Source organism: Paenibacillus mesophilus (assembly GCF_005938385.1).
In the GTDB taxonomy this organism is placed as follows: Bacteria; Bacillota; Bacilli; order Paenibacillales; family NBRC-103111; genus Paenibacillus_AB; species Paenibacillus_AB mesophilus.
In genome coordinates, this window is record NZ_VCRA01000005.1 from 501,028 (window position 1) to 515,406 (window position 14,379).

Here is a 14,379-nt window from a genome sequence, read left to right on the forward strand (position 1 = left end):
AAACTCTTATCCTTGCGACACGTTTGCCGGACAAGCCGGGACGGGCAGGCTCAGAGGCACGAGCATCGTCATTTTTAACGGAACTGTAATTCGTTATGGACCGCTTAAGCAAGTATGCCGCCAAAATTAAGGAACTTAGTTCCGTTATTGAGCCTTTTTTTCAATCATTGTAGCAAAAAATGAATGTTATAACGTACCCTAGTTCCGTTATAAGCAAGAAATGCCGGAAAATTGTCCGTTTAACGAAGTGCAGTTCCGCTATCGGCAAACGGCCTGGGAAAACGCGAAACAAGCAGTCCGGAAACGCCCCCAGGAGAGGCATATCCGAACTGCTTATAAGTTCCGCTTCCTTGCACGTACCGTATCATTCCGAAAGCGCGGCCGGCTGCCTCCCGCTTCCAGGGCATCCGCGGCGCGAGCCTTTAAGAACTCAATTGTATAAAATACGCCGATAACAGTAGAAATTGCAACGCACCTACAATTTCAACGATCCCCGCTTTCCATGGACGCAGTGATTTGCCTGCATAAGCGAATGTTCGCGCGGCGGAGAAAATATAAGGTAGGGTCAACAAAGGATAACCGAATGACCACGGAATAACGAGCAATAACCCGTGGTATACGTATGCATAGGAGATCCAACGTTTATTCGTTCTTTCGCGAAAAACCGTCTTTACGAAAAAAGCGCTGCCTGTAAAATGCAAGAAGCTGAACAAAACGACCGCGGCCATCGTTTTATCCCACTCTCCTCCGCCGAGCAGGTAAGCGGCAGCGCCTCCGATGGAGAAAATGAGGATGGCGCACACGTCATTCACCATCGCTCTTTCCGATTTGCGCTTTGCATGCCATATATTAACCAGTAACAGCACCATAAGAGGAGCACCAAAATAACAAAGCGATGGCTTGTAAAGTAGCGACGGAATTAAGCAAACAAGCGCGGTCAAACCGTATAGAACGCTCCATCTGACCCAGTAGCCTTTGTTCGCGGTTCTTTTAATGGATTGAAGCAATGGATACGAGGACAAGTAGAGAAAAAACCACGCCAGAAATAATAGGAAATGCATCCGCCCGGGTGTTCCGGCCATCATTCCGAACAGAAACGGTACGCTGACCATGGCCCAACCGCCATGCTCGTGCGGGATCACGACACTCCGCTTCTTCAAGGGAACATCGCTCCCGTCAAAGGAATGATGTTCACGATTTCTCCCATACCGATCCCTGTTTTTGTCGGCGGTATCACCATAAGGCAATTGGCATCCTTGATGGATATTACGGCGCTCGATTTATCCAATCCGACCGGCTTGACGTAGTTTTTGCCGTTATCGCTATGCCAAAACCCTCGAACATATCGTGTGTAGGCATTCACTTTCATGTAATCTTCATCGAGATAAGCAGTAAGTGCTCGGGCTGATTCCTCCTCGCCTTCCTGCATGCCGATCAAAACAGGCCGAACGAACAGCTCGAACCCGACATAGCATGCCGAAGGATTCCCTGAAAGACCGAATAAGAGCTTATCTCTCCACACTCCCGCGGTGGTCGGACTTCCCGGCCGCATCGCGATTTTATTAAAAAGAGTCGTTCCTTCCCACTTCATGAAGAAATCGGCCATGATATCATAATCGCCTACGGAAACACCGCCCGTCGTAAGGACAAGATCCGCATCCGAAGACAAAATTTCGTATAGCATCCGTTCCGCCCTCGCGTAATCATCGGGAATTTGCCCGATGAGCCGCGGCTCTCCTCCGGCTGAAAGGATTTGCGCCGCAAGCATATACGCGTTGCTGTTTCTTATTTTCCCCATTTGCAAGGGCTCCGAAACCTGCAGCAATTCCGTTCCGGTAGAGATAACCGCCACCTTCGGTTTCCGGAATACCTTTACGCAGGAATAGCCCAAAGCGGCCAAAATGGCCGTCTGACCCGCTCCGATCACCTGTCCTTTTCCTAATACCAAAGCCCCCGTGCCGGCCTCTTCGCCGATCGGGGTAATATTGGCGCCTCGGCTGTCCGTCTTTCGAATATGGACATAGGCTCGGTCGCCCTCTGCGATTTCCTCGGTCATCTCCAGCATGATCACGGCATCCGCGCCTTCAGGGACCATTCCGCCGGTCATAATTCTCGAAGCCTTGCCATTTGTGATCGGGTGTATAGGCTCTTTCCCGCATGGAATTTGCTCGATAACCTCCAACTGAACAGGTTTCGATGAAGTAGCTTGGGCGATGTCTTCGATTCGTACCGCGTATCCATCCATACCGGATCGCCTGAAATGGGGAATCGGCTCCTTCGTCCTAACCTCTTCCGCCAACCTGCGGCCTATGGATTCCATGAGCCCGATCTCCACCGCCTCCACGGGATGAACCCGGCTCAACACCGTTCTCCGGGCTTCCTCCACGGTCAACGCTTTTCTATGGAATTTGGCGTCTTTGCCATTTCCGGTTGTTTCCAAATTGATCACCGTCCTCCTCTTGTCCATTACGCTAAATTACCCGCCGATTTGCGACATGCGCCGGACGGTCGGGATATGGTTCTGCTGTTCCCCGGAAAGCGCTTTGGCCATTTCATGGGTTTCCGGCTTCGCATCCAGCGCCTTGAAAAACAATTGTTCGATCGCGGAAGAGTCGCCGATATGCTTGCGTACATTATATTCGTCCGACCAATACAAGCATGGCTTGATATTTCCATCGGCCGTTAAACGCAGTCGGTTGCAGCTGCCGCAAAAATGATCGCTGACCGGATGAATGAGTCCAAACGTGCCGGCCGCTCCCTCAAGCCGGTAGCTTTCCGCCGGACCGTTGCCATATACGTCCTCGCAACGTGAAAAGCTCCATTTCAATCGCCTGCACGTATCCAGAACGTGCTCAAGAGGCAAATATCCCGCCTTCCACCCGCTTCCTTCATACCCGATAGGCATGTATTCAATGAATCGGATATGAATCGGCTCTTCGTAAGTCATTCGCAAAAAACTCGCAACCTCGTCGTCGTTCATCCCCTTCATCAACACCACATTCAGTTTGATCGGATCGAAACCTGCAGAACGGCTTGCTTTCAATCCGCTCAGCACTCTCCCGACATCGCCCCCTCTTGTGATCTTGGCGAATCTCTCCGGTATGAGCGAATCCAGACTGATGTTAACCCTGGTGAGACCGGCTTCCTTCAATATACCGGCAAACTGAGCCAAGTAGATTCCGTTGGTGGACAAAGCAATGTCTTCAATCCCCGGTATCTTGGACAGCATGCCGATCAGTTGATCTAACCCTTTCCGGACCAACGGTTCCCCGCCGGTTAACCGCAGCTTTCTAACTCCCAGAGGGGCGAGCACCTTAACGATTTCCGCTATCTCTTCATAAGTCAAAATGCGATGATCCGGTTCAAATTGCATACCTTCCTCCGGCATGCAGTATACACAGCGCAAATTGCAACGATCCGTCACGGAGATGCGCAAATAATCGTGAACTCTGCCGAACTTATCCACGAGCTGCTTTGGCATCGGCGCTCCTCTCCTTTGCTTGGTCGTCATATCCCATATCTCTCAAACGGTATTCTTTGTGATCTCATTATAGCATTGGAACCATACTTCCCGTGTGACCCATATCACATTGATCGTAACGGACCGGTCCAATCAGCCATATACGCGTTAACCCCTTCTCCATGTCGGAAAAGGGGTTGCTCGCTTTCGAGATAACCGTCCGGTCATCCCTTCTTAGCAAAACGCAGCTTATAAATGAGTTTGGCGTTATCGTCATGAGACACAAACACCGTCTCTTCATCCGATTCGTCCATACGTGTTCTGTCATCAGGGTAGACAGGAATCGCCAAAAACTGAATGTCATTGAAATAAAACTGCAAATGCGTCTTTTCATCGTTTAAACGGACATGATGCAGGGAACGTGTTGTTGGCGGAGCCAGGGGATCGCTCCCGGCAACATCTTCGATGATCACATCGATCATTTTGCCGCTATAGTTTCTTAATCGGAACTCCCAGTCCATCTTCACCCTCTTTTCTTCAGGCGGCAAGTGCCGGCATTCTCCTTGGGAATGACCCGGATGCGATAACCGCTAAGCCATTCAAGACTTTCCGGCTGCATACGGGTTTCCATGTGCGAGATCACTTCCTGCTCGGAACTCCATGACGACAGGCCGTTAACTTGGGCGACGGCGATATCCAGTCCTTCTTCCCGTTTCCGGTCAATAAACCACGAAGCCCCGGACGAAAACAGCGTTCGCATTTGAACTTCCAATTCCGGAAACGGGGACGGCGCCGCGGTTTGCGGCCGAATGAAGCACAGATCGACCATATACTCGCTAGGCACTTGCCTCATCTCCCTTGTCCCGAAGGTGCTGTTGCCGGGTAATATCGCTAAACATGCCTGCGTAGTAAACGACCTCGCCCGCATCATTTTTCACCGCACTGATCGTGAGCCACTCCAGGTAAATATCTCCGCTCTTTTTACGATTCCAGATAGAGCCTTGCCAGAACCCTTGATTTCGCAAACTATCCCACATTTGATCATAAAATAGTTTATCCTGCTTGCCCGACTTCAAAAGATTTGCCGTTTTACCGACCGCTTCTTCCGATGAATAACCGGTCAAACGGGTGAATGCCGCATTGACGGACCGGATGACGCCCTTTACATCCGTAATCAGGATGCCTTCTACCGTATTTTCGACGATGTTGGCGGCAAGTGTCAATCTTTCCTGGTAGAACATCCCGATGACAAGGATCAGGCTGACCAATGCGATTTGGGACAGCGCCATAAATCCGATCGCATAGTGCCCGGTCATGTTGAACAATATCGTCAAGAGGAGCGGAGGGAAAAATCCGCCCAATCCCCCCATGGCGGAAATGATGCCGTTCGCGATCCCGGCTTGCTTGGTGAAATAAAGCGGCACCAGCTTGAAAATCGTTCCGTTGCCGGTTCCGGCGCAGAGCGCCACAGTCAAACAACCGACAGTGTACAGATGCATGGACGGCGCAAACGACAGCAGAATCGCCGCTACGGTCAACCCGGCAAATACGAACATGAGAATTTTGAACGGATTAAAACGGTCTCCGAGCCACCCTCCCACCGGTCTCATCGCGGTAGCGAGTACGATGAATCCCGCCGTGCGCATGCCTGCATCGACTTTGTCCAGATGAAAGTGACTGACCAGAAAGTTCGGCAAGTACACCGTGAATGCAACGAACGAGCCGAACGTCAGGAAATAAAACAGGCAAAGAAACCATAACTTCTCGCTGCGCGATACCGTCTTGATTTGCTCCAGCAGCGGCGTTTTTACCGCAGCTTCCTTCCGGTCGCCGAACAGAAAGTTCAAACCGGCCAGCACGATCAGAATGACGCTGTACATGAGGACGGTTTGGGACCATCCGACGTATTTGGCAACGAACGGAGCTCCGAAGGCGGATAGGGCCGTACCCAAATTACCGATGCCGTATATACCGTTTACGAAGCCGTGACGTTCTTTCGGATAATATTTGGGCAGCGAAGTGACGCCAACCGAGAATACGGCGCCGCCTATCCCGAGAAATAAGCCGCCTATGATCAGATCCGTAAACGAATTCGCCCGACTGACCCAAAAAACCGGCGCCAAAAGCAGCACGAAGCTGATCATAAACATGTTCCGGGCGCCGAACCGATTGGTCCAATAACCGAATGGAATTCTCATGACCGATCCGAACAATATCGGGATTGCCGTAACCCATGCCAGCTGCGACGGAGTAAGCTTAATTTCTTCTTTGATGTACGGCATGAGCGACGAAAGTATGACCCACACCATAAACCCGAGCACCAGGCTGATCGTTTGAAGAGGAAGCTGCGCTTTTCTCACATTCATTTCACATCACGCTCCCGACGATAGATCCAGACGGCGACAGGAAACAACGCCAAATTTAACACGGCGAATAAGACCACTGTCGCATGCTTGTCGTAAAAGAAGGCATTCACCGTTTGCTGCGTACAGACAATGTTCAGAAATAGAACGATGCTGAGCAAAATGACGCCGCGGTAGCTACGTTTCATATCGTTTCACTCCCGTCGCGTAAATCGCGCCTTGCTCCTGCTTCAGGACGATTTCAGGAAGCGGTCTTCTTGGCGGGCCTGCAGTCGGCGAACCTGTCGCCGGGTCAAAAACTCCGTGATGACAAGGACACAATAGCTCGCCTTCTTCTTTGCTCCAATAAACGGGGCACTTCAAGTGGGTACATGCATTTTGGTATGCTTTGTATTCATTATCGCCAAGCCGGATGAGCAAAGCCGAATCGTGTTCGCCCGGGTAGTGGAACTCCACCGCATCGCCCACCTTCATGCTGCTGATGTCGGCTACTTTCGTTGCAGGGTATTTCTTATCGCTAAGTCCGGTCAACTCTCTTGCTGCGATCGCCCCCCATGGCAACGTTGAAACGGCGAAAACTCCTGCGCCACCCACCATCAATTTCATAAAACTGCGGCGATCCAGGCTGCGCTCGTTTTCTTTGCGAATATTATGCGTGTAGTTGTCTTCGTCAAAAGGAATTCGGTTGTTGTTTTTCTGTTGTCCTTGATCCATCGGGAACCACCCCTGTTCAATGATTGCTTAAAATAGCTTCTGCTTCCCTTGCAAAATGCCCGGCAAACTGATTTTTACATTCGTCTCGCCTTCAAGCGGGTCGAACGGCTCGCGGCTCGCCATCCATTTGCCCAGTCTGTGCTGTTCCTTCTTCTCCTTCAATTCTTGTTCCGTTACCCATTGCAGCGTATTGGTCGGACATACCGATGCGCACATCGGCGGAATGCCTTCCTTGGTTCGGTCATAGCATAAGTCGCACTTATACATCAGATTTTGTTCCTCGTCAAACTTGGGTATTCCATATGGACAAGCGATCGTACAGTTTTGGCAGCCGATGCATTTTTCCACCAAAGCCGATAACACTGCGCCTTCCGGCGTGATCTGAATCGCTTGTGCCGGACAGCTTCGCGCGCATGCCGGGTTGACGCAGTGCAAGCACATCAGCGGGATCGTCTGACGATTGACGAGAGGATTCACATCGTATACATAATTCCGATTGCGCTCGTCATGTCCGCCGCATTGCGTACAAGCGGCAAGGCAGCTTCGGCAGCCGATGCAGTTGTCCATTTCGATATATAAATATTGTTTCATCGGTTCCTCCTGCTTTCGTTAAGATTGAACGGTGCCGGCGCTTGATTGCATGGAAACTTTTTCAATTTGCGCAGCGCACGCTTTAAATTCAGGCATGCGGGACATCGGATCGAGAGCAGGAATGGTAAGCAGGTTTATCGATTGATCGTGGCCGAAATGGTAAGGAACGAATACCGTATCTTTGCGAATCGCTTCAATCACTTTCACTTTATAGATGGCTTCCCCTCGGCGGGTGTAGAGCCGCACCCTTTCATCATGCCCGATGCCGTATCGGGCTGCCGTTTCGGGGTGCACTTCCACATAAGGTTCCGGGCACATGTCGTGCAGAAACGGAATTCTGCGCGTCTGGTTGCCGGATAAGTAATGATAGACGACGCGCCCTGTCGTTAACCGGAGCGGGTATTCGGCACAAGGCTCTTCCGCAGGCGGCCGGTAAGGAAGCGCGCACAGTTTCGCCTTTCCGTCGGCATGATAAAACTGTTTGTCGAGGAACATATACGGGGTACCCGGATCATCCTCGCTTTTGCAAGGCCAGAATACGCCATTCTGCTTGTCGATTTTGTCCCAGGTCGCTCCGTAATAATCGGCATAGCCGCCTTTGGACGCCAGTCGGAATTCATCCGCGACGTCTCTTGCCGACTTCAAATGGCGGAAGTATTGTCCCCTCCCGAGACGCTCGGCGATCTCGATTTGAATCTGCCAATCCGGTTTCGACTCGCCGATCGGCTCCTGCGCTTTGTTGATTTTGATAATCCGGCCTTCCAGGTTCGTGACCGTCCCTTCATCCTCCGACCATGTGACGCACGGCAAAACGACGTCGGCAAATTCGGCGGATTCTGACAGGAAGATGTCGGAACAGACCATAAAGTCCAGATTCTTCATCGCGGCGCGAACGTAATTTAGATTCGGTGCGGAGACCGCCGGGTTGGAGCATAACAGGTATAACCCGCGAATCGTCTTATTCGCCATCAGCTCGAACATTTCATAAGCCGAAACGCCCGGCTGCGGCATTTCTTCAGGCAGAATGCCCCAGACTTTGCATACTTCTTCAACATGCTTCGGGTTCGTTATTTTGCGATAGCCGGGAAGCGCGTCAGCCTTTTGCCCATGCTCGCGCCCTCCCTGCCCGTTGCCTTGCCCCGTGAATGTCGCTACTCCGGACTTCGGACGACCGATTTTCCCGGTGACAAGACACATGTTCGTATAGGCGGATACGTTGTCCGATCCTTTCTGCTGCTGCTCGATTCCGCGGGCAAACATGACGATCGCATTCGGAGCTTTGCCGTATATTTCCGCCGCCCGAATCAATTTCTCCGGGGAGACGCCTGTAATTTCACTCGTATATTCCGGGGTGAACGTCTTCACGACCTCGACCATTTCATCGAAACCGTTCGTATGGAGTCTTACAAACTCCTCGTCGGCATACCCGTTTTGCACGATCAGGTTCACCATGCAATTCGCGAGCGCAAGATCGGTTCCCGGGCGCAAATCGAGGTGAACGTCCGCCCTTCTTGCCAGCGGAGTTTCCCGCGGGTCTGCCACGATTAAGTAACCGCCGCGATTTTGCACCTCCCAGACGCGAAACATCGACGTCGGGTGACATTCGGCCGTATTGCTTCCCGCGATAAACAGACAATCCGTTTCATGCAGGTCCGTCCACGGCAAGGTGGACCCCCGGTCAACCCCGAATGAGCGCAGGAACCCCGCCGCGGCGCTCGACATGCAGAATCGGCCGTTATAGTCGATATATCTCGTCTGCAGCGCCACTCTCGCAAATTTCCCCGTCAAGTAACATTTTTCATTCGTCATGGACACGCCGCTGAATACGGATAAGCTGTCTTTTCCGAACTTTGCTTGCAGTTCTTGAAATTTTCGGACGATCAGCTCGTACGCTTCCTCCCAACTGGCCTCGCGAAATCCATCCTTGGTGCCTTTCAGAGCGGGATTATCGCGAATAAGCGGACGAAGCAGCCGGTCATCGTGGTTCGTTTGCTGGTACGCCGTTACCCCTTTCGGACACATTTTGCCGAGCGTAACCGGCCAGTCGTAACGCGGCTCGACGCCGATTATTTTATTCGTCGACTTGTCTACCCGCAGATTCATGCCGCATTGCATGCCGCAGTACGAACAATGAGTAGGAACAAGCGACTCGTTCGGGTGGTGTTTATTCGAAATTTCTTTGAAAAATTTATCCTTTGGCATTCTGGTTGGCCTCCTTGATTCGAATCTCATGAGTAGGTACGCCGGTAAAGCGGGACATGCGGTATTTCCGTCGGCATGGCAGACACAGCTCAGCCAGATGGAAGCCTTCCTTCATGTTGAACTCGATCTCGTTTTGCTTCAGTACCGCAATCACATCATCGGATTGTTCGACGGAAACGAATCCGGTTCCGCACACCTTGCAAGCTTTCATTTGCTGCTCGCCGTAATGCTCGCGATAGTTGCGCGCCAGAACGCTCATCGGACGAAATGGAATGTGAGCCAGTTTCCCGAAAGGCAAATAGATCAGCGTGATAATAACCGACCATTGGTGAACGACACTCATGAGCGGGTGCCCGAAGCCATGCAGGAATATATTGCTGAAGGTAAGCCAAAGTCCGGTGATGCTGATGAACAAAAGCAGGTACAGGGGGAGGAAATCATACACGAACGTCTGCTCCGCACGGGCCTGCATATCCTTGAGCCGGCGGTAAAGCGCCATGCAGACGCCGCCGATGACCATAAAGGCCGTGATGTTCAGCGCATTATAGAATAGGAATGCAAGAATACCGTCCGCCTTTACTTTCATCAGATCGATCCCGAAACCTACGACGGTATAGGTGCCGTTATCCCCCATCGTAAAGTACATCCACCCGAATACGAGCGGAAACGTAACGAAGCAGGACAAGATGCAGCCCCAGCCCAGCAATATATGCTGCGTCCAACGATACCACCCGCGATTCCAGATGAAACGGTAAGTGACCATATGCTCGACGGACGTTTTCGGCGTCGATTTGCGAAACAGCAGCTTCAATCCTTTTTTCAAAATCAGTTTCGTTGGCGGACGTTCGGCCCAAGCGATAAAGCGATAGTAAAAACCGCCGATAAACACTACCGTCCCGACCATATAGCCATAAAGCGCCAAGTCGATATGAGTGAAAAACCGCGAACCGATGTACATCAGGATGATAAGCCCGCAAACCGTCAAAAATACCATTTTTGCGAATTTCGATGCGAATGCACGATTCATGTCCATTCTCCTTCGTCCTTGATTCTTGCTTACATTAGACCAAACGAATGACACGATAGCAGTGATGGAAATCACACTGCCTGCAGGAGACAAAATATATCCATTTTTTTTGTGATCAGGCTCACAATGAGCGTTTGCCGGGTGCCCTATAATCAACTGCGTAAGGCAATCTACTTTTCAGGAGGAATGGATATGAGCGAATTTGCCGCAACCGTCAATGCTCCCGAATACCCGCCGCAGCTGAAGCACAAGGTCATCTTCGAAACGTTTGACAGCCTGAAGCCGAACGAAGCGATGCTTCTCATTAACGACCACGATCCCGTGCCGCTGCGTTTTCAGTTTCAGGCAATGCATCCGGGGAAGTTCACCTGGGACTATATCGAACAAGGGCCTGCAACCTTCCGAGTGAAGATCGGAAAATGCTAAAGGGGGGGCCTATATGGAGAGGAATGCCGCAAAAGTAGTGGAACTGGACGTCAGACCTCATCTTCGCAAGAAGCTGGAGCCGTTTCAGCTGATCATGGATACGGTCAAAGGTCTGGATCAAGACGACATTTTCGTTCTTCATGCGACGATTAAACCGACTCCACTGTTCGGCGTTCTAAAAATGAAAGGATTCGCGGGAAAAGCGGAGCAAGCGGGCAAAGACCACTGGGTCTCCACCTTCGTGAACAAAAAGAACGTGCATTGGCTTCATGGGCACGTTTCTGGGAAAGAGGAGCTTGCCGATACCGAATCGCTCCCAAGCGATAGCTCTTTGTCCGCGGAGAACGGTCCAAAATCGATAGCATTGGATAATCGCGGACTGGAACCCCCGAAGCCGATGATTCGTACGCTGGCCGCCCTGGAACGGAGCCGTCCCGGGGATGAAGTCATCATTCACAACGACCGCGTGCCCATGTTCCTGATCGAGGAGCTTCGCGGCTTGGGATATCCTTATATGGTGGAAGAACAGCCCGACGGGTCGGCGAAGGTGACAATCCGAAAAGTGTAAGGAGGCGAGAACGATGTCCCGTCTCCCCTTTCTTTTTATCGTAACGGGGATCATCGGTTTTGTGTTGTTTCAAGCGGCTTCCCTGTCATCCTTATCCGGTTGGCTTGGAGACGGACTGCGCGGCCCGAACGGATGGTTTCATGTTCATCTGTTTGTGCTGGGATGGGCTACCATGCTGGCAATGGGGGCGGTCTATCAGCTGATTCACGTCATTCTGCAATCCGGCATCTACAGCGAACGACTCGGCTACGCTCACTACACATTGTTCACCGTCGGCCTATCCGGCCTGTTGTACGGCTTCATCAAAGGCGAAATGTACTGGATCGCCGCTTTCGCCGTCTTGACGCTCGGAGGCATCCTCCTGTTCGGGTGGAATATGGCCGTCACTTTACTTCGCGCATCGAAATGGAATGCAATCACAATCAGCGCTGCATGCGCGGTGCTTTATCTCGTGCTGACGGGACTTTCCGGGATGGCCATGGGGCTCAATTTTGTAACCGGTCTGTGGGTCGATGTTCACGAAAACTTGTTCGGCGCGCACATCTGGTTAGGAACGGTCGGATGGTTCGGTTTGCTCATTACCGGATTCAGCTACAAAATGCTGCCGATGTTCTACTTGGCGCATGATTACCCTACGAAACCGCAGAGCGTTGTATTGCTCCTATGGAATGCCGCTGTGCTTGTCGGAGCCCTCTCCTTTCTTTCCGGCGATAGCGTCTGGTTCAAATGGTCCGCGCACCTTTTGCTCACGGCGGCCGTCATCATCTACAATATTCATCTATTGCAAATCAAAAAGAGCCGGCATAAACGCAATCCCGGTTCCGGGATCAGGTGGTCCATGTACGGCAGCCAAGCTTTTGCGTGTGTAATGATCATCATGCTCGTCTATACCTTCGTATATCCGGACCTAATGCTCCATGCCAAGTCGATCCTGATCGCCGGCTGGGTGTATTTGAGCGGCTGGGTTTCGTTCACGGTCCTGGGTTACGCTTCCAAAATCGTCCCTTTCTTATGGTGGACGCACAAATATGGAAAGCAAGCGGGAAAACCCGGAACTCCGATGATGGCCGACCTGCTGAGCGAGTCAAAAGTCAATGCCGGGCTAGCCGCGATCGCAGCCTGCAGCCTCCTTCTTCTCGCAGGACTGATCGCGGGCTCGCAGACGTTAATCGAAATGGCCGGAACGGCTTTATCCGTGCTCTCCATCGCCTATATTTCGTTGATCGGGCTCGTATTTACCCGCTGAGTATACTGAGTGGAAGTGAGGTAGATTCGTATGGGGAATGTCGAACATCTGCGCGATTTGTTAAGAGAAGTTTATGACCCCGAGCTTGGCGTAAACATTGTGGACCTCGGCCTTGTCTATGAGATTCGCGAAGAACCCGATCGGATCTATGTTCGGATGACGTTAACGACGCCCGGCTGCCCCATGCACGATACAATCGCCGGCGCCGTCAGATGGATGCTGACGGAACATACGGACAAGGCAACCGTGGACGTCGACATCGTATGGGAGCCGAAGTGGTCGCCGAATAGAATGTCGGAAGAAGCGAAGGATAGGTTGGGGTATTTTTGAAGGTCATTGCAAAAATGGAAGATCGCCCGCTTGAATGGCCGTGGCGGCAATCCAAATGGGCGATCGTATTCCAATCCTATTTTCAAACTTCCCGAACGTATCTTTCGTCGGGGATTTTGCTTAAAACCACATAAAGGCGTGCAGGCTCGGAGCCCGTGTTTTGAAAAGAGAACTGCTCGTCCCCCTCGCAGCAAATCGTATCCTCTTTAGATACTTCAGAAGGTACTCCGTCGACTGTAATCGTCCCGGAACCTTCCAATACGAGAATATACACGGCAGTCCCCGGATGCTTATGCGGGGGAAGCGCCTGTCCCGGCATGAAATTCAATACAAAGGCCACGCTTCCTCCTTTCTGAAACAATATCCTTTTGGTAAATTTATCAGCTCCATATTCTTTGACCGCTTCCAATGACTTTTTTTCCATACAAGCTCCTCCTTATTTTTAAGGTCCTATCGATGTTTATGATTTCAGCATATAGGAACACATCCGTGGGCAATGTGACACAAATCATATAGAGTTTGTCTTTATGGTGAACGTTTCCGATCTGACGGTCTCTTCGTTGTTATGGATGCTGGAATTTATCCCTTAATTCCAATAAGTTCTTTATAATTCCGAATGGCTCCGCCCCCTCGGGAATTGATTCGCCTCTCTTGTTCAACCATATAGCCTTCATCCCTACCCGCATCGGACCTTCGACATCGTTCTTCCACGAGTCCCCGACAAAAATGACTTCTTCGGGTTTGGCTTGAAAACAGGCTAACGCCTTTAAAAATATTTCCGGGGCGGGTTTTTCATACCCTACATCTTCGGAAATAAGGATCGCTTCTTTTGCAACAAGCGACCGTATGCCCAGTGAGTCGATCTTATCGTGCTGCCAGCTGCTTGTTCCGTTAGTTACAATTCCTAGAGAATAGGTTTTGTTTAGTTCTGTCAAGAGCTCGAGTATTTCAGGACTGGCCTTCATAAACTCTTTACTTAAGCTTTTATGTAAACTGTTGAAATCATCCGCTACGTCCATATCTATTTCTCTGTCGTATCGGGCCAGCGCATCTATTAATCGGTAATTCCGGAAGTCGCGCAAAGTAATTTCTTGCTTATGATACAGCTTCTCGTATTTTTGATTCATTTCCCAAAAAACCTCAAACAGCGGATCGGGTTCGAGATCCTTTGTACAAGAATGCCGTTGAAAAGTCTCCAGCAGACTATCTTTCCAATAATCTTCGAAATGAATAAGGGTATCGTCCAGATCGAATAAGATGACTTTAATGTCCGGGTTCACTGGCATTCCTTCCTTTTCCGCTAACTCTCGAATGATGCTCATTTTTGTTACTACTTAGGTTCCATAATCATCCAAAACGAAATTCACCACAAAGAACGGAGGTTAGGGAGGTGAGGACCGGGAGGCCTTGCTTACGGAGGGTAGAGATAAAACTGCGGGCACGAGCAAACTG

General features: G+C 51.0%; 17 protein-coding genes. 4 read left to right on the plus strand and 13 right to left on the minus strand.

Features of this window, described 5'->3' with window-relative positions; all coding sequences use genetic code 11:
• Nucleotides 1-422: 422 nt before the first annotated feature.
• From FE783_RS12340 to FE783_RS12390, 11 genes are all read right to left on the minus strand, one after another.
• Nucleotides 423-1,160, minus strand: coding sequence for a YwiC-like family protein (locus FE783_RS12340; protein ID WP_138879646.1), 738 nt, complete (start codon nucleotides 1,158-1,160; stop codon nucleotides 423-425).
• Nucleotides 1,157-2,449 carry a molybdopterin molybdotransferase MoeA gene (locus tag FE783_RS12345; RefSeq protein WP_238403002.1) on the minus strand — a complete coding sequence of 431 codons (1,293 nt, stop codon included), beginning with the start codon at nucleotides 2,447-2,449 and terminating at the stop codon, nucleotides 1,157-1,159. Before FE783_RS12345 ends, FE783_RS12340 begins: the two co-directional genes overlap by 4 nt.
• Nucleotides 2,450-2,476: 27 nt before the next feature.
• Nucleotides 2,477-3,481, minus strand: a complete 1,005-nt coding sequence (gene moaA, locus FE783_RS12350) for a GTP 3',8-cyclase MoaA (RefSeq protein ID WP_138879648.1) — start codon at nucleotides 3,479-3,481, stop codon at nucleotides 2,477-2,479.
• A gap of 203 nt (nucleotides 3,482-3,684) precedes the next feature.
• A complete protein-coding gene (locus tag FE783_RS12355) occupies nucleotides 3,685-4,008 on the minus strand; it encodes a hypothetical protein (protein ID WP_138879649.1) in 324 nt (107 codons plus the stop codon).
• Nucleotides 3,984-4,304 carry a hypothetical protein gene (locus FE783_RS12360; RefSeq protein ID WP_138879650.1) on the minus strand — a complete coding sequence of 107 codons (321 nt, stop codon included), beginning with the start codon at nucleotides 4,302-4,304 and terminating at the stop codon, nucleotides 3,984-3,986. The genes FE783_RS12355 and FE783_RS12360 overlap by 25 nt, the downstream gene beginning before the upstream one ends.
• Nucleotides 4,297-5,826 (minus strand): MFS transporter, encoded by a 1,530-nt coding sequence (locus FE783_RS12365; RefSeq protein WP_138879651.1) that lies wholly within the window; start codon nucleotides 5,824-5,826, stop codon nucleotides 4,297-4,299. The genes FE783_RS12360 and FE783_RS12365 overlap by 8 nt, the downstream gene beginning before the upstream one ends.
• Entirely contained in the window at nucleotides 5,823-6,011 is a 189-nt protein-coding gene (locus FE783_RS12370; protein WP_138879652.1) for a hypothetical protein, read from the minus strand. The genes FE783_RS12365 and FE783_RS12370 overlap by 4 nt, the downstream gene beginning before the upstream one ends.
• The gene (locus tag FE783_RS12375; protein WP_138879653.1) at nucleotides 6,001-6,537 is read right to left on the minus strand and encodes a Rieske 2Fe-2S domain-containing protein; all 537 of its coding nucleotides are present in this window, start codon (nucleotides 6,535-6,537) and stop codon (nucleotides 6,001-6,003) included. Before FE783_RS12375 ends, FE783_RS12370 begins: the two co-directional genes overlap by 11 nt.
• 27 nt (nucleotides 6,538-6,564) lie before the next feature.
• Nucleotides 6,565-7,128 carry a 4Fe-4S dicluster domain-containing protein gene (locus tag FE783_RS12380; protein ID WP_138879654.1) on the minus strand — a complete coding sequence of 188 codons (564 nt, stop codon included), beginning with the start codon at nucleotides 7,126-7,128 and terminating at the stop codon, nucleotides 6,565-6,567.
• A gap of 18 nt (nucleotides 7,129-7,146) precedes the next feature.
• A complete protein-coding gene (locus FE783_RS12385; RefSeq protein WP_138879655.1) occupies nucleotides 7,147-9,330 on the minus strand; it encodes a molybdopterin oxidoreductase family protein in 2,184 nt (727 codons plus the stop codon).
• Complete coding sequence (locus FE783_RS12390; RefSeq protein WP_138879656.1) at nucleotides 9,317-10,357, minus strand: hypothetical protein; 1,041 nt, start codon at nucleotides 10,355-10,357, stop codon at nucleotides 9,317-9,319. The genes FE783_RS12385 and FE783_RS12390 overlap by 14 nt, the downstream gene beginning before the upstream one ends.
• Before the next feature lie 192 nt (nucleotides 10,358-10,549).
• Between FE783_RS12390 and FE783_RS12395 the strand changes: the two genes are divergently transcribed.
• From FE783_RS12395 to FE783_RS12410, 4 genes are read left to right on the plus strand one after another with little or no spacing between them, the layout of a single operon-like run.
• Nucleotides 10,550-10,783, plus strand: coding sequence for a DUF2249 domain-containing protein (locus tag FE783_RS12395; protein ID WP_138879657.1), 234 nt, complete (start codon nucleotides 10,550-10,552; stop codon nucleotides 10,781-10,783).
• A 13-nt stretch (nucleotides 10,784-10,796) separates the two neighbouring features.
• Nucleotides 10,797-11,351 carry a DUF2249 domain-containing protein gene (locus FE783_RS12400; protein WP_138879658.1) on the plus strand — a complete coding sequence of 185 codons (555 nt, stop codon included), beginning with the start codon at nucleotides 10,797-10,799 and terminating at the stop codon, nucleotides 11,349-11,351.
• 13 nt (nucleotides 11,352-11,364) lie between these two features.
• The gene (locus FE783_RS12405; RefSeq protein ID WP_138879659.1) at nucleotides 11,365-12,597 is read left to right on the plus strand and encodes a hypothetical protein; all 1,233 of its coding nucleotides are present in this window, start codon (nucleotides 11,365-11,367) and stop codon (nucleotides 12,595-12,597) included.
• A gap of 30 nt (nucleotides 12,598-12,627) precedes the next feature.
• On the plus strand, nucleotides 12,628-12,927 hold the full coding sequence (locus FE783_RS12410) for a metal-sulfur cluster assembly factor (protein ID WP_138879660.1): 300 nt from the start codon (nucleotides 12,628-12,630) through the stop codon (nucleotides 12,925-12,927).
• A gap of 82 nt (nucleotides 12,928-13,009) precedes the next feature.
• Here FE783_RS12410 and FE783_RS12415 read toward each other — a convergent pair whose 3' ends face one another.
• Both FE783_RS12415 and FE783_RS12420 read right to left on the minus strand, forming a co-directional pair.
• On the minus strand, nucleotides 13,010-13,336 hold the full coding sequence (locus FE783_RS12415) for a cupin domain-containing protein (protein ID WP_338015842.1): 327 nt from the start codon (nucleotides 13,334-13,336) through the stop codon (nucleotides 13,010-13,012).
• Between the two features lie 154 nt (nucleotides 13,337-13,490).
• Nucleotides 13,491-14,249, minus strand: a complete 759-nt coding sequence (locus FE783_RS12420; RefSeq protein ID WP_138879662.1) for an HAD family hydrolase — start codon at nucleotides 14,247-14,249, stop codon at nucleotides 13,491-13,493.
• Between the last annotated feature and the right edge of the window lie 130 nt (nucleotides 14,250-14,379).

Bases quoted from the DNA above. Each gene is read 5' to 3' on its own strand.
- moaA (WP_138879648.1), bottom strand. From the start codon at position 3,481: ATGCCAAAGCAGCTCGTGGATAAGTTCGGCAGAGTTCACGATTATTTG.
- FE783_RS12365 (WP_138879651.1), bottom strand. From the start codon at position 5,826: ATGAATGTGAGAAAAGCGCAGCTTCCTCTTCAAACGATCAGCCTGGTG.
- FE783_RS12370 (WP_138879652.1), bottom strand. From the start codon at position 6,011: ATGAAACGTAGCTACCGCGGCGTCATTTTGCTCAGCATCGTTCTATTT.
- FE783_RS12375 (WP_138879653.1), bottom strand. From the start codon at position 6,537: ATGGATCAAGGACAACAGAAAAACAACAACCGAATTCCTTTTGACGAA.
- FE783_RS12380 (WP_138879654.1), bottom strand. From the start codon at position 7,128: ATGAAACAATATTTATATATCGAAATGGACAACTGCATCGGCTGCCGA.
- FE783_RS12385 (WP_138879655.1), bottom strand. From the start codon at position 9,330: ATGCCAAAGGATAAATTTTTCAAAGAAATTTCGAATAAACACCACCCG.
- FE783_RS12390 (WP_138879656.1), bottom strand. From the start codon at position 10,357: ATGAATCGTGCATTCGCATCGAAATTCGCAAAAATGGTATTTTTGACG.
- FE783_RS12395 (WP_138879657.1), top strand. From the start codon at position 10,550: ATGAGCGAATTTGCCGCAACCGTCAATGCTCCCGAATACCCGCCGCAG.
- FE783_RS12400 (WP_138879658.1), top strand. From the start codon at position 10,797: ATGGAGAGGAATGCCGCAAAAGTAGTGGAACTGGACGTCAGACCTCAT.
- FE783_RS12405 (WP_138879659.1), top strand. From the start codon at position 11,365: ATGTCCCGTCTCCCCTTTCTTTTTATCGTAACGGGGATCATCGGTTTT.
- FE783_RS12410 (WP_138879660.1), top strand. From the start codon at position 12,628: ATGGGGAATGTCGAACATCTGCGCGATTTGTTAAGAGAAGTTTATGAC.
- FE783_RS12420 (WP_138879662.1), bottom strand. From the start codon at position 14,249: ATGAGCATCATTCGAGAGTTAGCGGAAAAGGAAGGAATGCCAGTGAAC.